The organism is Thauera sp. WH-2, assembly GCF_048321015.1.
GTDB lineage: Bacteria > Pseudomonadota > Gammaproteobacteria > Burkholderiales > Rhodocyclaceae > Thauera.
Map to the genome: position 1 here is coordinate 14,917 of NZ_JBLWFG010000013.1, position 22,209 is coordinate 37,125.

At 64.3% G+C, this 22,209-nt stretch carries 14 protein-coding genes and 1 pseudogene; 11 read left to right on the forward strand and 4 right to left on the reverse strand.

All coding sequences use genetic code 11. The annotated features are described in order from the left end of the window. Positions 1-17: 17 nt before the first annotated feature. Positions 18-1,475, reverse strand: a complete 1,458-nt coding sequence (locus ACNKW1_RS15165; RefSeq protein WP_418365416.1) for a PLP-dependent aminotransferase family protein — start codon at positions 1,473-1,475, stop codon at positions 18-20. Positions 1,476-1,610: 135 nt separating this feature from the next. Here ACNKW1_RS15165 and ACNKW1_RS15170 point away from each other — a divergent pair, with 135 nt between their 5' ends. Next, the gene (locus tag ACNKW1_RS15170; RefSeq protein WP_418365417.1) at positions 1,611-2,213 is read left to right on the forward strand and encodes a LysE family translocator; all 603 of its coding nucleotides are present in this window, start codon (positions 1,611-1,613) and stop codon (positions 2,211-2,213) included. 2 nt (positions 2,214-2,215) lie between these two features. On the opposite strand, the gene ggt is transcribed toward ACNKW1_RS15170, so the two are convergent. From ggt to ACNKW1_RS15185, 3 genes are all read right to left on the reverse strand, one after another. Continuing rightward, a complete protein-coding gene (ggt, locus tag ACNKW1_RS15175; protein WP_418365418.1) occupies positions 2,216-3,955 on the reverse strand; it encodes a gamma-glutamyltransferase in 1,740 nt (579 codons plus the stop codon). Positions 3,956-4,058: 103 nt separating this feature from the next. Then, on the reverse strand, positions 4,059-5,243 hold the full coding sequence (locus ACNKW1_RS15180) for an acetate/propionate family kinase (RefSeq protein ID WP_418365419.1): 1,185 nt from the start codon (positions 5,241-5,243) through the stop codon (positions 4,059-4,061). Further along, positions 5,240-6,646: a bifunctional enoyl-CoA hydratase/phosphate acetyltransferase gene (locus ACNKW1_RS15185; RefSeq protein WP_418365420.1), complete on the reverse strand. Its 1,407-nt coding sequence runs from the start codon at positions 6,644-6,646 to the stop codon at positions 5,240-5,242. The genes ACNKW1_RS15180 and ACNKW1_RS15185 overlap by 4 nt, the downstream gene beginning before the upstream one ends. A gap of 299 nt (positions 6,647-6,945) precedes the next feature. Here ACNKW1_RS15185 and glmU point away from each other — a divergent pair, with 299 nt between their 5' ends. The 10 genes and pseudogenes from glmU to ACNKW1_RS15235 all read left to right on the forward strand — a co-directional run. Then, on the forward strand, positions 6,946-8,307 hold the full coding sequence (gene glmU, locus ACNKW1_RS15190; protein ID WP_418365421.1) for a bifunctional UDP-N-acetylglucosamine diphosphorylase/glucosamine-1-phosphate N-acetyltransferase GlmU: 1,362 nt from the start codon (positions 6,946-6,948) through the stop codon (positions 8,305-8,307). Positions 8,308-8,408: 101 nt separating this feature from the next. Next, a complete protein-coding gene (gene glmS / locus ACNKW1_RS15195; protein ID WP_418365422.1) occupies positions 8,409-10,247 on the forward strand; it encodes a glutamine--fructose-6-phosphate transaminase (isomerizing) in 1,839 nt (612 codons plus the stop codon). A gap of 350 nt (positions 10,248-10,597) precedes the next feature. Then, positions 10,598-11,473 carry a tyrosine-type recombinase/integrase gene (locus tag ACNKW1_RS15200; RefSeq protein WP_418365423.1) on the forward strand — a complete coding sequence of 292 codons (876 nt, stop codon included), beginning with the start codon at positions 10,598-10,600 and terminating at the stop codon, positions 11,471-11,473. Between the two features lie 7 nt (positions 11,474-11,480). Next, the gene (locus tag ACNKW1_RS15205) at positions 11,481-12,689 is read left to right on the forward strand and encodes an IS91 family transposase (RefSeq protein WP_418365424.1); all 1,209 of its coding nucleotides are present in this window, start codon (positions 11,481-11,483) and stop codon (positions 12,687-12,689) included. A gap of 664 nt (positions 12,690-13,353) precedes the next feature. Continuing rightward, positions 13,354-14,904, forward strand: a complete 1,551-nt coding sequence (locus ACNKW1_RS15210) for a hypothetical protein (protein ID WP_418365425.1) — start codon at positions 13,354-13,356, stop codon at positions 14,902-14,904. Between the two features lie 24 nt (positions 14,905-14,928). After that, the gene (locus ACNKW1_RS15215; RefSeq protein ID WP_418365426.1) at positions 14,929-16,740 is read left to right on the forward strand and encodes a hypothetical protein; all 1,812 of its coding nucleotides are present in this window, start codon (positions 14,929-14,931) and stop codon (positions 16,738-16,740) included. Between the two features lie 158 nt (positions 16,741-16,898). Next, positions 16,899-17,990, forward strand: a complete 1,092-nt coding sequence (locus ACNKW1_RS15220; protein WP_418365427.1) for an ISAs1 family transposase — start codon at positions 16,899-16,901, stop codon at positions 17,988-17,990. A gap of 592 nt (positions 17,991-18,582) precedes the next feature. Beyond that, positions 18,583-20,070: a type I restriction-modification system subunit M gene (locus ACNKW1_RS15225; RefSeq protein ID WP_418365428.1), complete on the forward strand. Its 1,488-nt coding sequence runs from the start codon at positions 18,583-18,585 to the stop codon at positions 20,068-20,070. After that, a complete protein-coding gene (locus ACNKW1_RS15230; protein ID WP_418365429.1) occupies positions 20,067-21,593 on the forward strand; it encodes a type I restriction-modification system subunit M in 1,527 nt (508 codons plus the stop codon). Before ACNKW1_RS15225 ends, ACNKW1_RS15230 begins: the two co-directional genes overlap by 4 nt. Next, positions 21,586-22,209: pseudogene (locus ACNKW1_RS15235) on the forward strand (restriction endonuclease subunit S); the annotation flags it as partial. The gene ACNKW1_RS15230 and the pseudogene ACNKW1_RS15235, both read left to right, overlap by 8 nt.

The window sequence follows — 22,209 nt, forward strand, 5'->3', positions numbered from 1 at the left end:
CGTGGCGCCACTCGGCCTCAGCCCAGCTGCGCCCCAGCCAGCTCCCCCAGTGTCATCAGTGCATGCACGTGGCGATCGCTGAAGGGGTAGCAGCCCGACAGGCGCAGGTGGCGGGTGTAGCGGCCCGAGGGCGAGTAGAGCTTGCCGGGCGTCATGCCGATGCCGCGGCGCAGGGCGAGGTCGAACAGACGGTTGGTGTCGCAGCCCTCGGGTAGCTCGACCCACACCAGGAAGCCGCCGCTGGGCTGGGTGGCGCGCGTGCCGGGCGGGAAGGCGTCGTGGATCAGGCCGCGCAGGCGCTCGGTCTGCGCCGCATAGGTGCGACGCAGGCGGCGGATGTGCTGGGCGTAGCCGCCGCTCTCGAGGAAACGCCCGATGGCCTCGCCGAGCAGGGCGGGCTGCGCCACTGACGAGCAGAACTTGAGCTCGGCCAGCTCGCGGCCGAAGCGTCCGCCCTCCATCCAGCCCACGCGCATGCCGGGTGCAAGCGTCTTGGTGTAGGACGCGCACACGATGATCCAGCCGTCGCGGTCGAAGGCCTTCGCCGTCGGCTGCAGCGGCGTGCTGAACTGCAGCTCGGCGTAGAGCGCATCCTCGATCACCGGCACCTTGTAGCTGCGTGCCAGGTTGGCCAGCCGGCGCTTGTTGGCCGGGCTCATGCTCGTCCCTAGCGGGTTGTGCACGGTGGGCATGGTCACCACCACCTGCAGCCGGCCTTCCGACAGCAGCAGCTCCAGCGCATCGAGCGACAGGCCGCCTTCCGGATGGGTGGGAATCTCGATCGCCTTCAGGCCGAGGCGGTCGAGCAGCGGGATCAGGTTGAAATAGGTCGGCGACTCCAGACCCACCGTGTCGCCGGCCTGGGTGGTGGCGCGCAGCGCCAGTTGCAGGGCCTCCATGCAGCCGTTGGTGAGCAGGATGGCGTCGGGCTGCAGCTGCATGCCGAGCTCGGTGGCGTGGCGGCAGATCTCGCGGCGCAGCAGCAGCGGGCCGGGCGGTAGCGAATAGTCGGTCAGCAGCTCGGGGCGGCGGCGGGTGAGGTCGGCGACGATGCGGCCGAGCTTCTCACCGGGGTAGAAGTCGCTGCCCTTCGGGCAGGCAAGCGAAAGGTCGATGGTGTCGGGCCGGGTCTGGGCGGCGAGCACGCTGGCGATGCGGCTCAACACCGCGCTCTCGGCGGCGATCGCAGAGCTCGGCTCGGCGGCAGCGGCCTGCGGGGCCGGCGGCACGGCGAGCTGTGAGCGCACGAAGTAACCAGATTGCGGGCGCGCGTCGACCAGGCCCTGGGCCTCCAGCTGGCGATAGGCGGCGAGCACCGTGTTGATGCTGATGCCGCGGCTGGTCGCTGCCTCGCGCACCGAGGGCAGGCGGGCGCCGGCGACCAGCCGCCCGTCGCGGATCGCTTCGCGCAGTTCTTCGGTCAGTGCCTGGTAGAGCGGAGCGCCTTGGGGGGCTGTGGCAGCAGCAGGGGGCACAGTAGGCTCGTCCTTGGATAGTTACAGCTGATTGGTAAAACGATCTGTGACCACTATAAACCTGTTTTTCTGGAGCTGTAACCTTTGCCCAGCGCTTCGTATAGTGATCTCCCGAAGCCCCTCGAGGAGAACGCCATGATCGACCTGCCGCTGATGACCTACGTCGCCACGATGTCCGTGACGCCGGGGCCCAACAACATCATGCTCGCGGCATCCGGGGTCAATTTTGGCTTCCGCCGCACGCTGCCGCACCTGCTCGGCGTCAGCGTCGGCAACAGCGTTCAGGTGCTGATCGTCGCCAGCGGCCTGGCCTGGGTGATGGGCTGGCTCGATGCCCTGCGCCTGCCGCTGGTGGTGGTGGGCTGTGGCTATCTGCTGTGGCTGGCGTTGCGCCAGGCGCGCGCGGGCCAGCCAGGTCGCGGCGGGCGGGTCTCGCCGCTCGGCTTCGCCGCCGCGGCGCTGTTCCAGTGGGTGAACCCGAAGGCGTGGATGATGGTGCTCAACGTCGCCATCCTGTTTCTGCCGCGCGACGCCGACTGGATGACGGCCGCCGGGCTGGCGCTGCTGTGCATGTCGGTCAACCTGCCCTGCATCACCGTGTGGGCCGTGGCGGGGGCACGGTTGCGGACCTGGCTGCAGCAGCCGGCGGCGCTGATGGCCTTCAACTACACGATGGCGGCGCTGCTCGCCGCAACCGCGCTGTGGATCGGCGTGGACGAGGCGAGGGCGCTGCTGTAGACCTATTGCTTCTGCACGATCGCGCTGCCTCCGCCGTGGCGCAGGGGCTCGCTGACCGCCGTGACGCTGCCGTCGGCATTGAAGCGGATGCCGTTTGCGGCGCCGATCTGGTCGGTCTCGCGCCATGCATGTCCCAGTGCTTCCAGTGCCTTGGCCTGTGCGCCGCCTGGGAATTCCAGCATCTTCTCGATCAGCGTGGTGTCGCCATTGCGTTGGCTCATGCGTGGCGCGGCGAGTGCGTCGGCCAGGCTCATGCCGAGGTCGATGTGATTGACGATCGTTTGCAGCACGGTGGTGATGATCGTCGAACCGCCCGGCGAACCGATGGTGAAGGCGGGCGCGCCGTCCTGCAGGACGATGGTCGGGCTCATGCTCGAGCGCGGGCGCTTGAAGGCTTCGGGCACGTTGGGGTGCGGGCCGGAGAAGTCGAAGTCGGTGAGCTCGTTGTTGAGCAGGAAACCGCGTCCCGGCACCACGATGCCGCTGCCGCCCCAGGACTCGATGGTGAAGGTGTAGGCAACGATGTTGCCTTCGCGGTCGGACACTGCCAGATGCGTGGTGTGCATCGGCTCCTGCGCCAACGCTTGCGGCTGTGGGCGAAGCGGCACCGACAAGTCGTTCTCGAAGGGGTAGGGGTCGCCTGCCGCGACCGCGCCGGGCGCGGCGTGCATACCGATCTGTCCCGCGCGCTCACATGCGTACGCCTTCGATAGCAAGCCCTCCTGCGGGAAGTCCACGAACTCTGCATCCGCAACGTAGGCGTTGCGGTCGGCGAAGGCCAGGCGTGAGGCTTCGATGTACAGATGCTCGATCTCGTTGCGTGACTTGCCGGCGAGGTCGAAGGTCTCCATCAGGTTCAGCGCCTGGGCGATGGCGATGCCGCCGCTCGAGGGCGCGGGCATGCCGTAGACCTCGTAGCCGCGATAGGTCGAGCGCACCGGCTGGCGCAGCCGGGCCTCGTAATCCGCGAGGTCTGCCAGCGTCATGTCGCCCGCGACCACGCGTACCCCGGAGTGGACCGGGGGATGGTTCACCGTGGAAACGATGCTGGCTGCGATCGGGCCGGTGTAGAACGCCTTGACGCCGCCGTGGGCGATGTCGCGGTAGGTGCGGGCCAGGTCGGGGTTGCGGTGGAGGCTGCCTATCGGCAAGGCCTTGCCGTCTTTCAGGTACAGCGCGGAGGTGCTCGAGAAGCGCGAGAACTTGGCTTCGTTGAGCGTGTTGATGCGGTGGAAGTTGGGGCCGACCTCGAAGCCGTCTTCCGCGACCCGGATCGCAGGCGCCAGCACCTGCGCGAAGTCCATCGTTCCGTATCTGCGCAGCGCCGCGTGCCAGCCGCGCACCGTGCCGGGTACGCCGACCGAGATGCCCTGGGGTACGGCATCGCTCCACGTCATCGGGCTGCCGTCGGCGTTGAGGAACACGCCGGGGTGAAAGCTTGCCGGCGCCACCTCGCGGTGATCGAGCGCGATCACGCGCTTCTCCTTCGCCGAGTAGATGAGCATGAACCCGCCGCCGCCGATTCCGCAGCTGAACGGGTCGGTCACGCCCAGCGTTGCGGCCGCCGCTACTGCGGCGTCGACGGCGTTGCCGCCGGCATCGAGGATCTGCATTGCGGCCAGGCTGGCCTGGTGCGAGATGGTGGCGACCGCGCCGCCGTGCCCGTTGTCGACCGGCTGCTTCGCCAGGGCGCCGAAGGCGGCCATCATGACCGCGGTGGCGAGTAGGGTGCGTGCTTTCATGGTGGGCTCCGTGGGGCTGGAGCCCTGACCGTAGCACGGGATGGGGGTGAAAGCACCGCAGCCCCCCCGCCCCCCGGGGGAGGGCGGGGCCGACGGTCAGGCCTCAGAGCCCGAGCGTCTGCGCCGTGTAGCGCGCGATCATGCGCTCTTCGTTGGTGGGCACGACGGCGACCGCGACCCGGCTGCTGGGAGTGTCGATACGGCGCGCATGGGCCTGGTTGGCGGCGAGGTCGATCTCGATGCCCAGCCAGGCCGACAGGGCGGCGACTTTCTCGCGCACCGGTGCTGCGTGCTCGCCGATACCGCCGGTGAACACGAGTGCGTCGAGCCCGCCTGCGGCCGCGGCGAGCGAGCCGAGCTCGCGTGCGATGCGGTAGCAGAACAGATCGACCGCTTCCGTCGCCTCGGGGGCCTCGGATGCAAGCAGGGTGCGCATGTCCTGGCTGATGCCGGAGACGCCGAGCAGGCCCGACTCCTTGTACAGCAGGTTGGTCAACGCCTTGGCGTCCAGCCCCTTCTGTTCCATGAGGTAGAGCATCACGCCGGGGTCGAGGGTCCCTGTGCGGGTGCCCATCATCAGGCCCTCGACGGCGGTGAAGCCCATCGTGGAGGCCACGCTCTTGCCGCCGCGCAGCGCGCACATCGAGGCGCCGTTGCCCAGGTGCGCGATCACCACCGCACCCTTGGCGCGCTCGCCGATGATCTCCGGCAGCTGGCGCGCGACGTAGTCGTAGGACAGACCGTGGAAGCCGTAGCGCTTGACGCCTTCGGCCGAGTATTTGCGCGGCAGCGCAAAGGCCTGGGCGACCGCGGGCTGGGTGCGGTGGAAGGCGGTGTCGAAGCAGCCGACCTGCGGCACGTCCGGCATCAGCGCCGCGACCGCACGCACCGCACGCAGGTTGTGCGGCTGGTGCAGCGGGGCGAGCGGCACGAAGGTGTCGAGCGTACGCAGCACCGATTCGTCGAGCCGGGTGGGCGCGCTGTAGTGCTCGCCGCCATGCACGATGCGGTGGCCGGCGGCGACGATGTCGAGCGCCGGGTTGTGACGGTTGAGCAGCGCAAACACGTGGTTGAGCGCGTCGCGGTGCTGCTCGCCCTGGCTGCCTCCGGTGGGGACTGCCTCTTCGAAGCGCTCGCCCGCGGCCGTCTTCAGGGTGACCTGCGGCCTGGCGCCGATACCCTCGACCTGACCTGAAACCGCGGGAGCCTCGGCAATGTCGCCGTTGATCGGGTAGAGCGCGAACTTCAGGCTCGACGAGCCTGCGTTGAGGACGAGTACGGCCTTCATGCCTTCATCGCCTCGCGCTTCCTGTGTGCCATCAGCTGCACCACGGCGCACGACGCGGTGCGCGTCTCGGCAGTGTCGGCGCGGCTGGTCAGCACGATCGGCACCCGCGCGCCCAGCACCACGCCCGCCATCAGTGCGTTGGCGAGGTACTCGAGTTGCTTGGCGACCATGTTGCCGGATTCGAGGTCGGGCACCACCAGGATGTCGGCGTTGCCGGCGACCACGGATTTGATCCCCTTGGTCTTGGCAGCGACCAGCGACACGGCATTGTCGAAGGCGAGCGGGCCGTCGAGCAGGCCGCCCTTGATCTGGCCGCGGTCGGCCATCTTGCACAGCGCAGCGGCGTCGATGGTGGAGCGGATCTTGGAGGTCACGGTTTCGACCGCCGACAGGATCGCCACTTTCGGCTCGGGTAGCCCGAGGATGTGGGCGAGTTCGATCGCGTTCTGGATGATGTCGACCTTATCCTCGAGCGTGGGCTCGATCATGATCGCCGCGTCGGTGATCATCAGCGGATGCGGGTAGGTCGGCACATCGGCAAGGAAGACATGGCTGATGCGGCGGCCGGTGCGCAGGTGGCGGATCACCTGGCTCATCATTTCGTCGGTGTGCAGCGAGCCCTTCATCAGCGCTTCGGCGCCGCCGTCGCGGCACAGGCCCACGGCCACCTCGGCGGAGGCGTGGCTGTGTTCGGTGTCGACGATGCGGAAGCCCTTGAGGTCGATCTCGTTTTCTTCCGCTACTGCGCGGATGCGCGCCTCTGGACCGACCAGGATCGGGTCGACCAGGCCGGCGGCGGCGGCCTGCACCGGGCCGAGCAGGGATTCACGGTCGCAGGGGTGTGCGACAGCGATCGGGATCGGTGTCAGGCCGGCCGAAACCGACAGCAGGTGGCGGTAGCGCAGTTCGCGGTCGGACACGGTGACCTCGGGCAGCACCACGCGCTGGCGCGAGATCTTTTCGGTCGGCGCCATGACCTCGGCAATGCCGTCGATCACCTTCAGGCCGTCCTGGTTCACCGCCAGACAGTCGAAGATGATGTGATGGTTGTGGTCGAACTTTTCCTTGCAGGTGACGGTGATCGTCAGCGTGTCGCCGATCGTGATCGGACGCCAGAAGTTGAGTCCCTGCGAGACGTACACCGTGCCGGGGCCGGGGAACTCCGTGCCGAGGATGGTGGAGATCAGGGTGCTGCCCCACATGCTGTGGCCGACGACCTCGCGGAACTGGCTGGAGCGGGCGTATTCGAGGTCGACGTGGGTCGGGTTGACGTCGCCGGACATCGCCGCGAACAGATGGATGTCCTCGGGGCGCAGGGTGCGCACGAGCTGCGCGAAGTCGCCCACCTGGATTTCGTCGAAGGTCCGATTCTGGATGATCTGGGGTGCTGCTGCGGGTTTCATGGCGTACTCGTTCTTGGATGTATTGCGACGGGCGGATTCTAGACGTTGTCCGTGACCAGTATAAGAAGAACCGCAATCGAATTGTGCAATGCGTCAATCAAATACGCGGGAGGCGCGTGGAGGGTGAGCGCAGCGTGATCGCGTATGCGCGGCAGGAGCCTTGTTGACGCGCCCGCCATGCATTCCCTCACATTCCGCGCTGCAACGTCGGTGGTAAACTTCGCGCGACGCTGCATTTGCCGGACGCCCGTTTCGCTGCACGGCGTTCTTCGAGTCACCCCAACCACCGGAAACGCCACATGGAAGTCGTCGTTCTCGCTGCCGGCCAGGGCAAGCGCATGCGCTCGGTTCTGCCCAAGGTTCTGCAACCCATTGCCGGCAAGCCGATGCTCGCCCATGTGCTCGAAACGGCGCGTACGCTCGATGCGCAGCGCATCTGCGTGGTGTATGGCCACGGCGGTGAGGTGGTGCGCGAACGGCTCGACGCCCCGGATCTGGCCTGGGCGCGGCAGGCACCGCAGCTCGGCACCGGTCATGCGGTCCAGCAGGCGCTGCCGCACCTCACGGATGGTGACATGGCGCTGGTGCTGTACGGCGACGTACCGCTGATCGGCGTGTCCACGCTGCGACGCTTGGCCGCCGCCGCGGGCGACGCACGCCTCGCCCTGCTCACCGTCGAGATGGACAACCCGACCGGCTACGGGCGCATCCTGCGCAATGCCGCGGGCAAGGTCGTGCGCATCGTGGAGGAGAAGGATGCGACCGACGACGAGCGCAAGGTGAACGAAGTGAACACCGGCATCCTGATTGCACCGGTTGCGCGCCTGCGCGACTGGCTCGGCCGCATCGGCAACGACAACGCCCAAGGTGAGTACTACCTCACCGACATCATCGGCCTCGCCGTGGCCGACGGCGTCGAGGTTGCCACTGTGCAGCCCGACGCCTTCGCCGAGACGCTGGGTGTCAACAACAAGCTGCAGCTCGCCGAGCTCGAGCGCATCCACCAGGGCAACGTCGCCCGCCGCCTGATGGAAGAGGGTGCCACCCTGATCGACCCCGCGCGTATCGACGTGCGCGGCACGCTCACGGTCGGTCGCGACGTCGAGATCGACGTCAATTGCGTATTCGAAGGCGAGGTCGAGCTCGGTGACGGCGTGCGCGTCGGCGCCCACTGCGTCGTGCGCAACGCGCGCATCGGCGCCGGCACCCGGCTCGAGCCCTTCAGCCACATCGATAGCACCACCATGGGCCAGGTTTGCGTGATCGGGCCCTATGCCCGCACCCGGCCCGGCACCGTGCTCGGCGCTGACGTGCACCTCGGCAACTTCGTCGAGGTCAAGAACAGCGTCATCGCCGACCACTCCAAGGCCAACCATCTGGCCTACGTGGGCGACGCCGACGTCGGCAGCAAGGTCAACATCGGTGCCGGCACCATCACCTGCAACTACGACGGCGCCAACAAGCACCGCACGATCATCGAGGACGAGGTCTTCATCGGCTCCGATACCCAGCTCGTCGCGCCGGTGCGTGTCGGCCGCGGCGCCACTCTGGGCGCCGGCACCACGCTGACCAAGGACGCGCCGCCCGATCAGCTCACCGTGACCCGCGTCAGGCAGATGAGCGTGGCACATTGGAAGCGCCCGGTGAAGCAGCCGCGCTGAGCCCTCGCGGGAGCGAGGCCGGCCCGCTCCCGCAAAGGTCCACCGCTACCAAAGCCCGCACCTGCAGCCGATACCCGAAAACCGAACAAGGAAGCCCCGTCATGTGTGGCATCGTCACCGCAATCGCAACCCAGAACATCGTCCCCGTGCTGCTCGAGGGTCTGCGCAAGCTCGAATACCGCGGCTATGACTCGGCAGGGCTGGCCGTGCTGTCCGGTGAGCTGACCCGCCTGCGCTCCTGCGGCCGCGTGGCCGAGCTCGCTGCCCTGGCCGATGCGCGCCAGCTCTCGGCACACATCGGCATTGCGCACACGCGCTGGGCCACCCATGGCGTGCCTTCCGAGCGCAACGCCCATCCGCACATCTCCGGTGGCCTCGCGGTGGTGCACAACGGCATCATCGAGAACTTCGAGGCCATCCGAACCGTGCTCCAGGCCAAGGGCTACGTGTTCGAGTCCGAGACCGACACCGAGGCCATCGCACACCTGGTGCATGACAAGCTGCAGGGCACGCCGGACCTCTTCGAGGCGGTGCGCCAGGCCACCAACGAACTGGTCGGCGCCTACGCGATCGGCGTGGTGGCCGAGGCCGACCCGTTCCGGGTCATCGTCGCCCGCCGCGGCTCGCCGCTGCTGCTGGGCGTGGGGGGCGGTGAGCGCGTAGACGGCATGTACGCCGCCTCCGACACGGCCGCGCTGCTGCAGGTCACGCGCAAGATCGTCTATCTGGAAGACGGCGACCTCGCCGAGCTGCGGCGCGACAGCTACATCATCATTCGCCCCGACGGCACGCCGGTCGAGCGCGAGGTGCATCTCTCCAGCCTGTCGGCCGACGCGGTGGAGCTGGGCAAGTTCCGCCACTACATGCAGAAGGAGATTTTCGAGCAGCCGCAGGCCCTGGCGCAGACGCTGGAACTGATCGCCGGCGGCGCAGGTGTCACGCCGCAGCACTTCGGTGCGCGCGCGGCAGAGGTTTTCGACGGCGTGCGCCGCGTGCTGATCCTGGCCTGCGGCACCAGTTACCACGCAGGCCTGGTCGCGCGCTACTGGATCGAGGCCATCGCCAAGCTCCCGGTCACGGTAGAGATTGCCAGCGAATATCGCTATCGCGAATCCGTGCCGGACGCCGACACTCTGGTCGTCGTCATCTCGCAGTCGGGCGAAACCGCAGACACCCTGGCCGCGCTCAAGCACGCCAAGGCGCTCGGCATGCAGCGCACGCTGGCGATCTGCAACGTGCCCGAGTCGGCCATCGTGCGCGAAACCGCGCTGCGCTTCATCACCCGCGCCGGCCCGGAGATCGGCGTTGCCTCCACCAAGGCCTTCACCACCCAGCTCGCCGCCTTTGCGCTGCTCACGCTTGCGCTCGCCAAGATCAACGGGCGGCTGTCCGCCGAGGACGAGGAGCGCCGCCTCGCCGCGCTGCGCCACCTCCCGGTCGCGGTGCAGAAGGTGCTCGAGCTCGAACCCGAGATCGAGCAGTGGGCGCAGCGCTTCGCGGGCAAGGAGCATGCGCTGTTTCTCGGCCGCGGCAGCCATTGGCCGATCGCCATGGAAGGCGCACTCAAGCTCAAGGAGATCTCCTACATCCACGCCGAGGCTTACGCCGCCGGCGAACTCAAGCACGGCCCGCTCGCCCTGGTGGACAAGGACATGCCGGTCATCGCCGTGTCCCCGCACGATGAACTGCTGGAGAAGCTCAAATCCAACCTGCAGGAAGTCCGAGCCCGCGGAGGTGAGCTGTACGTGTTCGCCGACGCTGGCAGCGAAATCCCCGAGTCGGAAGGCGTGCACATCCTGCACATGCCGGAGCACTACGGCATGCTGTCACCCGTACTGCACGTGATCCCGCTGCAGTTGCTGTCGTACCACGCGGCGCTGGTGAAGGGGACGGATGTGGACAAGCCGAGGAATCTGGCGAAATCGGTCACGGTGGAATAAGCGGGAAGGGACCGCTGCCGCTGATGTTCCTTGCCAATAAAGTCGAAAACGTGGCAATAAAGTCGACAACATGGCAATAAAGTCGAAAACTCACAACGCGCAGCTGGACACCCAAATGACTTGAGGATGGCTTTGCTGTTTCGAGGCAGCCTTCGGCGGCGCACGACGTTTGACGAACAATAGTGACCGGAGGCCGATCGTCCGCGTTTCGGCCTTGGACTAAACCGCTCGCGCGGTAGGGGTGTGCTGAACCGCTCGTGACGAGCATCGGAGTTTGTGGTTTCCATCGGCAGCAGGCTTGCCATGTTGGGAGATGAGGCAATCGGCCTCGTCTTCGACAGGAGCAAGCCATGGACACCCCGACTCGTCCCGTCAGCCCCTTGCGCCAGCGCATGCTCGACGACATGCGGATGCGCAAGCTCAACCCCAAGACGCAGAGTGCGTACATCCGCGCAGTGTGCCGGTTCACGCGCTACTTGGGGCGCTCGCCCGATACCGCCACCGTGGACGACCTGCGCAACTACCAGTTGCACCTGGTCGACACGGGCACGTCGCCGATGTCACTCAACGCCGCGATCAGCGGCCTGAAGTTCTTCTTCGACATCACGCTCGAGCACGGCGAGTTGATGGCGCGCATGCAGCCGGTCCGGGTGCCGCAGCGCCTGCCGGTGGTGCTCAGCCGCGAGGAAGTCGCGCGCCTGATTGCCGCCTGCAACAATCTCAAGCACCAGACGGCGCTCTCGCTCGCCTACGCGACCGGACTGCGCGCAAGCGAAGTGGTCTCGCTCAAAGTCAGCGACATCGACAGCGGGCGCATGACCCTGCGGGTCGAGCAAGGCAAGGGCCGCAAGGATCGCTACGCGATGCTCCCGCCCCTGCTGCTTGAGCGGTTGCGTGTCTGGTGGCGGGTCGCTCGGGCGCAGGGCAAGATGCTCGACGGCGGCTGGCTCTTCCCAGGCCTCAACCCGATCGACCCGCTGAGCCCGCGCCAGCTCAATCGCGCCATTCGTGCCGCCGCCCTGGCGGCCGACATCGACAAGCGGGTGTCGATGCACACGCTTCGCCACTGCTTCGCGACCCACCTGCTCGAGCAGAAGGTCGACATCCGCATCATCCAGGCGCTACTCGGCCACAAGAAGCTCGACACCACGGTGATCTACACCCAGGTCGCCGTCGACCTGCTGCACGAGGTCGTCAGTCCGCTGGAGAAACTGCAGCCGGTGTAGGCACATCGTGGTCCGCCCCGCACTGGAGGTCGCGGACATCTTCCGCACCTTCGGGCCGGCGTGGCGTCTCGCTCAACACGGCCACCTGAGCCTCGGGCAGTTAAGGGTCATGTCGGCCATCGAACAGTGCCGCACTGCGGCGCTGGGCGGGCACGTGCTGCGCTGCGAGTCCTGCGAGCAGATCGAGATCAGCTACAACTCGTGCCGCAACCGGCACTGCCCAAAGTGTCAGGCGCGCGCTGCCCAGCGTTGGCTCGAAGCCCGGCAGGCCGACCTGCTGCCGGTCGAGTATTACCACGTGGTCTTCACGCTGCCGGCGCCGATCAGCGCACTGGCCTACACCAACAAGGCGCTCGTCTATCGGCTGCTGTTCGAGGTCGCGGCCGAGACGCTGCTTACCATCGCCGCCGATCCGAAGCACCTCGGCGCCACGATCGGCGCCACGCTCGTGCTGCACACGTGGGGCTCGGCGATGACGCACCACCCGCACGTGCACGGCATCGTCCCCGGGGGCGGCCTGTCGCCCGACGGGCAGCGCTGGATCGGCTGCCGGCGTGGCTTCTTCCTGCCGGTCCGCGTGCTCTCGCGCCTGTTCCGGCGGCGTTTCCTGGAAGAGCTGGCGAAGGCGCATCACGCCGGCGCGCTGCGCTTCTTCGGCGAGTTCGCCCCGCTGGCACAAATGGCCGCGTTCCTGCGCTGGCTTGCGCCGCTGCGCACGAGCGAATGGGTCGTCTATGCCAAGCGACCCTTCGCTGGCCCCGAGGCGGTGCTCGCCTACTTGTCGCGCTACACCCATCGGGTGGCGATCTCGAACCGTCGCCTGGTGTCGCTCGACGCCGGGAGCGTCTCGTTCCGCTGGAAGGACTACCGTGCCAAGGGGCGCACGCGCCACAAGACGATGACGCTCACTGCCGAGGAGTTCATGCGCCGCTTCCTGCTGCATGTGCTGCCGTGCGGCTTCCACCGCATCCGGCACTACGGATTGCTCGCCAACGCGGGACGGCGGAAGAATCTGGCGCGTGCGCGCGAACTCCTTGGCGCGACACCTCCAGACGATCCACGCACCCTCGCCACGGCGCCTGAAGCCGCCGCGCTATCGACCACGCCCACTGCCGGTTTCGTGTGTCGCTGCTGTGGATCGGTGATGCGCGTCATCGAGACCTTTGCTCGCGGTGCGACGATTCGCGCACCGCCACTCCATGGGGCGACCTCGTGATCGGGCATCGCTTCCACACCCGTAGCCTGCCGCCAGCACCCATTCGGACGGGCCTGGTCGAGACCCGCTGCGCCCGCCACTGGCATTCGCATCACAAGCCGCGCTGCGCGGACCTCGCCCACGCCACCGACGGCGGGCAACGGCTTCACCCAAGATGCGGCGCCTGGCGCACCACCATGCACATCGCGTACCTGCGCGATCAGGCGGCGCTCAAATGCCCATAGCGCCGCGCCCCGACTGAACGGCCTCGCCTCGTTTCGCGGTTTCCTCCCTGGAGCTTTGTCCAACGCCTGCCCGTCCGGCCCGGGCAGGCCATCGCTCGTCGCGCGGGAGGGGCAGGCGTCGAACAAAGCTAGACCGTTGCTGACGTTCAGTTTGCCAGCCTGATTCGTCGCCGATTGACCGGTTAGCTGCCACTCGGCCGCAAGCTGTCTCTATCGTCGTGAGCAAGCCCAGACAGTCAATGAAATGGCATACTAATTCGCTCCGCGCGTCTGTTTCGGAGACAATCTCACCGTACCCTGAGCTACAAGATCATCTTTCTGATGTGCAAGCGAGGGTGCGGTGCGAAAAGCTGGGAATACGTGTCCAAAAAAAGGGGGGCTTGATGGCTCGTCAGTCGATTAGGGCGGTTGCGTCGTCTTTGAGGATGCCGGCAACGGTTGTGCTCGAGCAACTTGTGCGCGCCGGGATAGGCGTCAACTCGGTAGACGATGAGATTACAGACGAGCAGAGGCAGATGTTTTTGGATCATCTCAGCACGCCCAGAACTCAGAGGGTTGAATCGCCCCCCGTCACGATGGCGCAACTGCGGGCGTCCGCCACCCTGCGGGAATTGAGCGAATTGATGACCCGAGCGATGGCTGAGCGGTCGCATCAAGTCTTGATCAAGGACGAAGGATTGAGCGAGGTCGTGTCGCTGGTGTTCGAGCGCGTCCGAGCCCCTGAGGACGAATTGCTGGGCGCCGTCGAGCTTGGTCGCCTCGCCGCAGTGGCGCGCAATCGAGAGGCAGTGATCTTCGACCGGGCAGATGAGGTCTTCTCGGTAGTACCCCCCTCAATAGATGGCCTCATCGATGGCGATGCTAAGGCGTATGCCGCTCATTTAGTGACACACGTTGGTGCAAGCTGGGTAGCACCGTACGCATACCGCGAATCGCTTGCGATCGAGAGCGCTGATGGCGCCCGCAGCACTTTGCTTTCGGCCTGTCTCGAGCGCGAGCAATCTGTAGCCGACTGGGTTGTCGCACTTCGCGAACAGGTGGCCTATCTAGGCAGCTTCCCGACCCCCGAAGCTCGGCTTCGGCGTTGGAGGCGCGTGCTCGATGTGATGGGAACCATCATGGAGCATTGGCGGGGAGATGTCGGTGCAAACATTGGGAGCGAGCTTGCGAACCTTCTACCGGAAGTGCTCGGGAAGTCTCTCGATGTGGTTGATGACGATGTGTTGTTCGATGTACTAGACCAAATGCTGCGTATGCTGGCCAGGGTGATTGAGATTCGCTTCTCAATGGCCATGTATGCCTCGACCTATGCGGTGCTGGAACGTGGCAAACGACACGTGGGAGCTGGAGTTTGGGGACAGTTCCTGAACAGATCCCGGCAGATGTCGAGGATTCGCGTTGCCCTGCTGGAGTCGGCCCTTGTGCTGTCGCGTCAGAACCGTACTGATAGGGAAGTCATTGGTGCACTACTCGCCTGCTACAGCTCCCGGCCGCAGGTGGCGGCTGCGATCAAACGCCATTTCGTCGACGCCCGAGACCTCGACCCCGATGTGCGCGCCTGGTGGAGCAGCGCCGGTGAGGCCACCGAAAACCGACGGGAGGTCGAGCACCGGGTTGGCAACAATGAGGATGCCCAGATCGGCGCGCTTCTCATTGAGGTGGAGAGCAATCAAGAGGCCATGGAAAAAATTGGCCGCGCTGTTGTGCAGTTCCTGGAAATCTCGGAACCGGTTCTGGCTTCAACGACACGTGCCGCAGTGAGCGGTTATCAGAACATCGCTCAGATTGCGCGTCGCCTCGCGAGAATGAGAAAGCTGACCCGTACAGACTTAAAAGGCGAACGTCTCGAGTACAACCCGTTAGAGCATGAAATGTTGGGTGGTCACAAGAGCGGCGTCCGCAGGGTCCGTGTTGTGCGTGACGGGATCAAGAAGGAGTTTTCGGGCAAGGTCAAGACCCTCGTCAAACCGTGGGTCGAGGCGGACGAGTAAGTAAAAAATAAGGGAGTATTGACTTTGGATCGTATCGAAGCGCGGATATTGCTCAAGAACCTCCTCAACCGAGTCAAGGTTCTGGATGATGGCAGTCGACAGTTATCAGGCGTGCTCACTGAAGATGAACTTTACGCCCTGCGTTTTGCGCTCGACGAACTCACGGGAGACCGCACGCCACGGACCCAAGGTGGAGGAGCGGCGGCTGCGGCAGAAGACAATATTGAGCGTCCGGTGGGGGCAGTGTCGCTATCCAGCCCCATCACCGAACCATGCACGACCGACTCGCAGCCAATGGGTGAATTCGTTGAAACTGACGATGCAGACGCCGCTGCGACCGACCATCAGCCGGAAGCGTCGGCTGATGAGCCGTCCGCGTACATCCTCAATACTTCGGTACTGGATCTGCCGGAGCCACCGCAGCACGTGCGGTTCTGCCTAGATTTCGGAACTGCTATGTCGAAAGCCACGCTGGTTCAAGAGCACACCGACGGCTCGGAGGAGATTCGTGTTCTCGAACTTGGTGTGCCCGCCGATCAGGAGGAGGTCAGCGAAACGCTGCTGATTTCGTCGGTGTATATCGATGATGAGGGACGACTTTGGTTTGGCAAGGCGGCCGTCGAGCGGTCGATCCTCGAAGGCAGTGACGGATCGCGCCAGCGCCTAGACAACATCAAGCGACGTCTGACTGAAGAGGGGTGGAGCGAACCAGTCGGCTCCAGGGCGAAGCCGACGGGGCCGGAGGTGACCTACGGCGATATTGTATTGGCGTATCTCACCTACCTGACTTGGAATGCCACGCGTTGCGTGGAGCAACTCGGTTTCCCATCGAACCTGCCACGCCGATTTGCCATGCCTTGCTTGGGTGGAGCCAAGGGGCGAGAAACAATCCACCGTTTGAGAACGGCGCTGGGGGAGGCCCAGGTCCTAGCAGACACGTTTGGTGAGGCATTGCGTGACGGTATCGCATTGGCGGACTTCATAGCGGTGGTCGACCAGTTACGCGCCCAGCCACACGATTATCCGTACATCGCGGAAGACATTACTGAACCATTGGGGGTAGCTGGTTCCATCATAAGTTGGAAGTCAAGAATCGATAGTCTTGTGTTGGTAGTCGATATCGGCGCAGGCACGAGCGACATGAGTCTCTATCGCCTTCACGTGGACCCAGAGAAGGGTGTTAGCTCTGGAGTGGAGGCTGGTGACTCCTCGCGAGTACTGACCGAGGCCGGCAATCATCTCGATCGTATCCTAATCGAGTTGATTGTCAGGAAGAGCGGAATTACCTCGGAAGATCCCGTTTGGGTAAACGTGCGAGGCGCCCTTGAATTGCAGATTAGGGATCTCAAGGAAACGCTGTTCAATGACAAATATCTATTTACCACGCTCATGAACGGGGCAGAGATCGAACTCGATCTGGCCGAGTTTCTTGAATTGCCAGCGGTGAAGAGCTTTGGCGACAGCCTGCGCGCAGCGATGGTCGACATCTTGGAGAACGTCGATAGAAGCTGGGTCGATTGGGTCTCCGCTGGTGCAGGCCGTCGTACGCTTGCAGTGGCACTGACAGGGGGTGGAGCTGAACTGCCCATGGTGAAATCGCTGGCAGAGCAGCCGATCAGCATAAATGGGGTGCCGATTCCGCTCAGTAGAGCTGTGGCGTTTCCCGCGTGGCTAGGTGAAGTCGATGAGGGGCTGGAGGATGATTACCCACGCATTGCCGTATCGCTCGGCGGTGCTCGCCGCCGTCTAATCGAGCGTGGCGGCAAGGCCAAGGTGACGGCGGGCGACATCACTTCCACCCCGCGAATTGGGGGCTATTATACGAAAGGGTTCTGAGCAGGGCCATCGCACTCGAATGGCATTCGCCATCTGAGATTTCCTAGAAAAGTCGTTCACGTTCAATAGCTTATGCAGCCATCTTTGTGGACCCTCTCAAAAACGCGTCTACTCTCGTCTTTTGGGCGAGCGAAATGCGTGGAGCGGGAGTCAGTCTGATGGAGAAACTCAGTGAGCTTGAAGATCCGCGTCAGCCCAGCAACGGCACCCGGCACGACTTCCGGGAGATCCTGGTGATCGCCGTGTGCGCCATGCTCTCGGACGCCGACAGTTTCGAGGACATCGCCTTGTGGGGCCGGCTCAAGGCGGACTGGTTGCGCCGCTTTCTGGTGCTCAAGAACGGCATTCCGTCGCAGGACACGTTTCTGCGCGTGTTCCGGGTGCTCGACCCGAAGCAGTTCGAGGCGGTGTTCCGGCGCTGGGTGGGCAGCATCGTCGGCGCACTCGATGGCGTGGTGGCCATCGACGGCAAGACGCTGCGCCGTTCGGCCGACGGGGATGCGCCGCCGGTGCACATGGTCAGCGCCTTCTCGACCGAACTTGGACTCGTGCTCGGTCAGGAGAAAGTCGCGGGCAAGAGCAACGAGATCACCGCCATCCCCGAACTGCTCGAAGCCTTGCACGTCAAGGGTTTGCTCGTGAGCATCGACGCCATGGGCTGCCAGCGCGAGATCGCCGCCAAGATCGTCGAGAAAGGGGGCGATTATCTGCTGGCGGCCAAGGGTAACCAGCCCACGCTGCACCAACAGGTGCGTGATCTGATCAGCGACGCGCAACTCGCCAACGGCGGATTCAAGCACGTGGACAAGTCCCACGGCAGGACCGTCATGCAGCTCAGTTGGGTCGCGGCCAGCGGCAAAGAGATCGACGCCGAATTGTGGCCAAGCTGCAAGACGGTCTGCTGCGTCGTCTCGCAACGCGTAGTCGGCGACAAGGTCGCCGAGCTCGAGGAACGTTACTACATCAGCTCGCGCAAACTCACCGCCGAGGAATTGGCCAAGACCGTGCGCGCGCACTGGGCCATCGAGAACCGCTTGCACTGGATGCTCGACGTCTGCTTCGGCGAAGACGACTGCATGATCCGCAAGGACAACGCCCCGCAGAACCTCTCGCTGCTCAAGAAGATCGTGCTCAACCTCATCCGCGCGGACAAGACCGATACCGCCAAGACGAGCCTGCGACTCAAGCGCAAGCGGGCGGCTTGGGATGACGATATCCGTATGAAAATGCTGGGGATTCATCCGTCATGACTTTCGAATGCGATGGCCCTGGGGTTCTGAGGGATAAATTTGCAGGCTGTGATAGACAGCGCATCGTGGGGTATCAGAGCGCTTACGATGTATGGTGTGGCGCACCGCCAGCACATATGGGGGGCACACCCGTTTGCTTTAATCCGATCAGAAGAAGCCGCAGCGCTGCTGTGGCTTCCTGGATCGATTTTCCGAGCCTAAGAAGCAGAGTGGCAGGGAACCGCTGAATTGCCGACCGACACAGGTGATAAGCTCAAAGTGGGCTCAAGCTGAGGTGTTGCCTGTGGATAGCGCCTCCGCGTGACAGCTCCGCTCCGTAACCTGACCTTGGATTACTGGTTTAGCCACAGCCCGTTTTGAGGTCAAAACCACCAACCTGCCATTCGACCGCACTGAGCCCCGTGCGGCAGCTATCCCCATCACTGCTGCCGCACAATCGACGCATGCTGGCAGGCAGCTTAGGCCGAGAAGGCGCAGCTCGGAGCGGGCATCTGCGGAGCGCTGCGCTCCCTCGTGCCCTTCCCGAGCTCAACCCGGAGCTTGCCGCATCTGTTGAGCGCAAGGTCATGCGAGTTCTCGGTACACTGTTGGCATGAAACTCGATCTTGCCCGCCTCGAAGCCCACCTCTGGGAGTCCGCCAATATTCTGCGTGGCCCGGTAGACGCGGCCGACTTCAAGGCCTACATCTTTCCACTGCTGTTCTTCAAGCGCATCTGCGACGTCTGGGACGAGGAGTACCAGGAGATCGTTGATGAGACTGGTGACGAGCAGCTGGCGTGGTTTCCCGAGTCGCACCGGTTCCAGATCCCGGAGGACTGCCACTGGAACGACGTGCGCACCAAGGCGAGCAATGTCGGTACGGCCCTCCAGCGCGCGATGCGGGAGATCGAAAAGGCCAACCCGGACAGCCTGTACGGGGTGTTCGGCGATGCCCAGTGGTCGAACAAGGAGCGGCTGTCGGATGCCTTGCTCAAGGATCTGATCGAGCACTTCTCCAAGCTGCCGTTCGGCAACAAGAACGTCAATTCGGACTTGCTTGGCGACGCCTACGAATACCTGATCAAGAAGTTCGCCGACGCCACCAACAAGAAGGCCGGCGAGTTCTACACCCCGCGCAGCGTCGTGCGACTGATGATCGACATGCTCGATCCCAAGGAAGCCGAAACCATCTACGACCCGGCCTGCGGTACCGGTGGCATGTTGCTGGCAGCCGTGCAGCACGTCAAAGAAATGCACGGCGACGTGAAGCGGCTGTGGGGAAAGCTGTACGGGCAAGAGAAGAACCTCACCACCTCATCCATCGCGCGGATGAACCTGTTCCTCCACGGCATCGAGGACTTCCAGGTGGTGCGCGGCGACACGCTGCGCAACCCGGCCTTCTTCGAGGTCGATCGGCTGGCTACGTTCGACTGCGTAATCGCCAATCCGCCGTTCTCGCTGGAAAAGTGGGGCGAGGATCTGTGGTTGAACGATCCCTTCGGCCGCAACTTTGCCGGTCTGCCACCCTCATCCAGCGGTGACTTCGCGTGGGTACAGCACATGGTCAAGTCGATGGCCGATGTGACTGGCCGAATGGCCGTGGTGCTTCCTCAGGGCGCCCTGTTCCGCAAGGGGGTGGAAGGCAGCATCCGCCAGAAGCTGCTGGAAATGGATCTGGTCGAGGCTGTGATCGGGCTGGCACCCAACCTGTTCTACGGCACAGGGCTGGCGGCCTGCATCCTGGTGCTGCGCAAGCGCAAACCGGTCAAGCACAAGAAGAAGGTGCTGATCGCCGATGCGTCACGCTTGTTCCGCCGGGGCCGAGCGCAGAACTATCTGGAACCCGAGCACGCCGCCGAGATCCTCGGCTGGTATCGCGGCTTTGCCGATGTGCAGGACGCGGTCCGGGTGGTCAGCCTCGACGAGATCAAAGCCGAGGACTGGACGCTGAACATTTCGCGCTATGTCTTGCCACCACTGCAAGAAGACATCCCGCCGCTGCCCGACGCCATCGCGGCGTTCAAGGATGCGCTCACCCGCTGCCGCGAGGCCGAAGAACGGCTTGCGCAGGTCATGAATGAAGGGGGATGGCTGAAATGAGTCACCCAAGCAAACGGATCAGCCAGCAAGAGCTGGAAAGCTACCTGTGGGGTGCCGCCGTGCTGCTGCGCGGCCTCATCGATGCGGGCGACTACAAGCAGTTTATCTTCCCGCTGCTGTTCTACAAGCGCGTCTCGGATGTGTGGGAGGAGGAATACCAGGCGGCGCTGGCCAACTCCAATGGCGACCTCTCCTATGCCCAGTTTGCCGAGAACCACCGCTTCCAGATCCCCCAAGGCGCTCACTGGAACGATGTACGCCAGGCACCCAAGAACGTCGGCGCGGCCATTCAGAAAGCCATGCGCGCTATCGAGACCGCCAACCCGGATTTGCTCGACGGCATCTTCGGCGACGCCCCGTGGACCAACCGCGAGCGCCTGCCCGACGAAACGCTGAAAGACCTGATCGAGCACTTCTCGACCCAGACGCTATCGGTGGCCAACGTGCCCGAGGACGAGCTCGGCAACGCTTACGAATACCTGATCAAGAAGTTCGCGGACGACTCCGGCCACACGGCCGCCGAGTTCTACACCAACCGCACCGTCGTCCACCTGATGACGCAACTGCTCAGCCCGCAGGCGGGCGAGTCAATCTACGACCCAACCTGCGGTACGGGTGGCATGCTGATCTCGGCGCTGGATGAAGTGAAGCGCTCGGGCGGCGAGTACCGCACGCTCAAGCTCTACGGGCAGGAGCGCAACCTCATCACATCCAGCATCGCCCGCATGAACCTGTTCCTGCATGGCGTGGAGGACTTCGAAATCATTCGAGGTGACACCCTGGCGGAACCCAAGCACATCGAAGGCGACCGCCTGCGCCAGTTCGACGTGATCCTGGCCAACCCGCCGTACTCCATCAAGCAGTGGAATCGCGAAGCCTGGAGCAGTGACAAGTGGGGCCGAAACTCGTTGGGCACGCCGCCGCAGGGCCGTGCCGATTACGCCTTCCAGCAGCACATCCTGACCAGCCTGACGGCCAAGGGGCGCTGCGCCGTGCTCTGGCCCCACGGCGTCTTGTTCCGCAATGAAGAGCAGGCCATGCGCGCCAAGATGGTCGAGCAGGATTGGGTCGAGGCCGTCATCGGCCTGGGTCCCAACCTGTTCTACAACTCCCCGATGGAGTCGTGCATCGTCATCTGCAACCGCAAGAAGGTCGCCGCTCGCAAGGGCAAGGTGATCTTCATCGACGCGGTGAACGAAGTGACACGGGAACGGGCGCAGAGCTTTCTGAAGCCTGAGCATCAGCAGCGCATTCTCAGCGCTTACAAGACCTTTGCGGATGTACCCGGCTTCGCCAAGGTCGCCACCTTGGCCGAGATCGGCGCCAATGCGGGCAACCTCTCGATCCCTCTATACGTGAAGCGCATTGCCGCCGCCATCGCCAACGACAGCAATGGCAACGCGGTATCGTTGCGCTCTGCCTGGGACCAATGGCAAGCCGATGGCCGTGCCTTCTGGCAACAGATGGACGCGCTGGTGGAAACGCTGGATGGACTGATTGCGGAGGACATCGAGCGTGTCTGACAAGAACAATAAAACTCCGAAGCCCGGCTGGCGCCAAGTGAAATTCGGCGAGGTGGTGCGCCTCTCGAAAGCGCGCAGCCAAGATCCGATGGCCGATGGCATTGAACGCTACGTCGGTCTGGAACATCTCGAACCGGGTGACTTGCGCATCCGCAGTTGGGGAAACGTCGCTGACGGTGTGACCTTCACCAGCGTGTTTCAACCCGGGCAGGTGCTGTTCGGCAAGCGACGCGCTTATCAGCGCAAGGTGGCTGTGGCGGATTTCTCCGGCGTCTGCTCTGGTGATATCTACGTGCTGGAGACCAAGGATGCACAGGTCTTACTGCCGGAGTTGCTGCCCTTCATTTGCCAGACCGACGCGTTCTTCGATCACGCGGTGGGCACCTCGGCGGGATCGTTGAGTCCTCGCACCAACTGGACGAGTTTGGCGGATTTTGAGTTTGCGCTGCCGCCAATGGATGAGCAGAGACGTACTCTGCAAGTCCTTCAAGCATCCTATGCTGTCGTCGATTCCTATCAATCGCTGATTTCTGCATCCGAACTGCTGTGGCAATCTAGGACAACAGACTTGTTCGCCAGAGGGGCAGCCAAGGAGACAATGCCCCTCGGTGACTTG

Excerpts from the sequence above, each read along its gene's own strand:
- ACNKW1_RS15230 (WP_418365429.1), top strand. The coding sequence starts at position 20,067 with ATGAGTCACCCAAGCAAACGGATCAGCCAGCAAGAGCTGGAAAGCTAC.
- ACNKW1_RS15200 (WP_418365423.1), top strand. The coding sequence starts at position 10,598 with ATGGACACCCCGACTCGTCCCGTCAGCCCCTTGCGCCAGCGCATGCTC.
- ACNKW1_RS15220 (WP_418365427.1), top strand. The coding sequence starts at position 16,899 with ATGGAGAAACTCAGTGAGCTTGAAGATCCGCGTCAGCCCAGCAACGGC.
- ACNKW1_RS15180 (WP_418365419.1), bottom strand. The coding sequence starts at position 5,243 with ATGAAGGCCGTACTCGTCCTCAACGCAGGCTCGTCGAGCCTGAAGTTC.
- ACNKW1_RS15170 (WP_418365417.1), top strand. The coding sequence starts at position 1,611 with ATGATCGACCTGCCGCTGATGACCTACGTCGCCACGATGTCCGTGACG.
- ACNKW1_RS15185 (WP_418365420.1), bottom strand. The coding sequence starts at position 6,646 with ATGAAACCCGCAGCAGCACCCCAGATCATCCAGAATCGGACCTTCGAC.
- ggt (WP_418365418.1), bottom strand. The coding sequence starts at position 3,955 with ATGAAAGCACGCACCCTACTCGCCACCGCGGTCATGATGGCCGCCTTC.
- glmU (WP_418365421.1), top strand. The coding sequence starts at position 6,946 with ATGGAAGTCGTCGTTCTCGCTGCCGGCCAGGGCAAGCGCATGCGCTCG.
- glmS (WP_418365422.1), top strand. The coding sequence starts at position 8,409 with ATGTGTGGCATCGTCACCGCAATCGCAACCCAGAACATCGTCCCCGTG.
- ACNKW1_RS15225 (WP_418365428.1), top strand. The coding sequence starts at position 18,583 with ATGAAACTCGATCTTGCCCGCCTCGAAGCCCACCTCTGGGAGTCCGCC.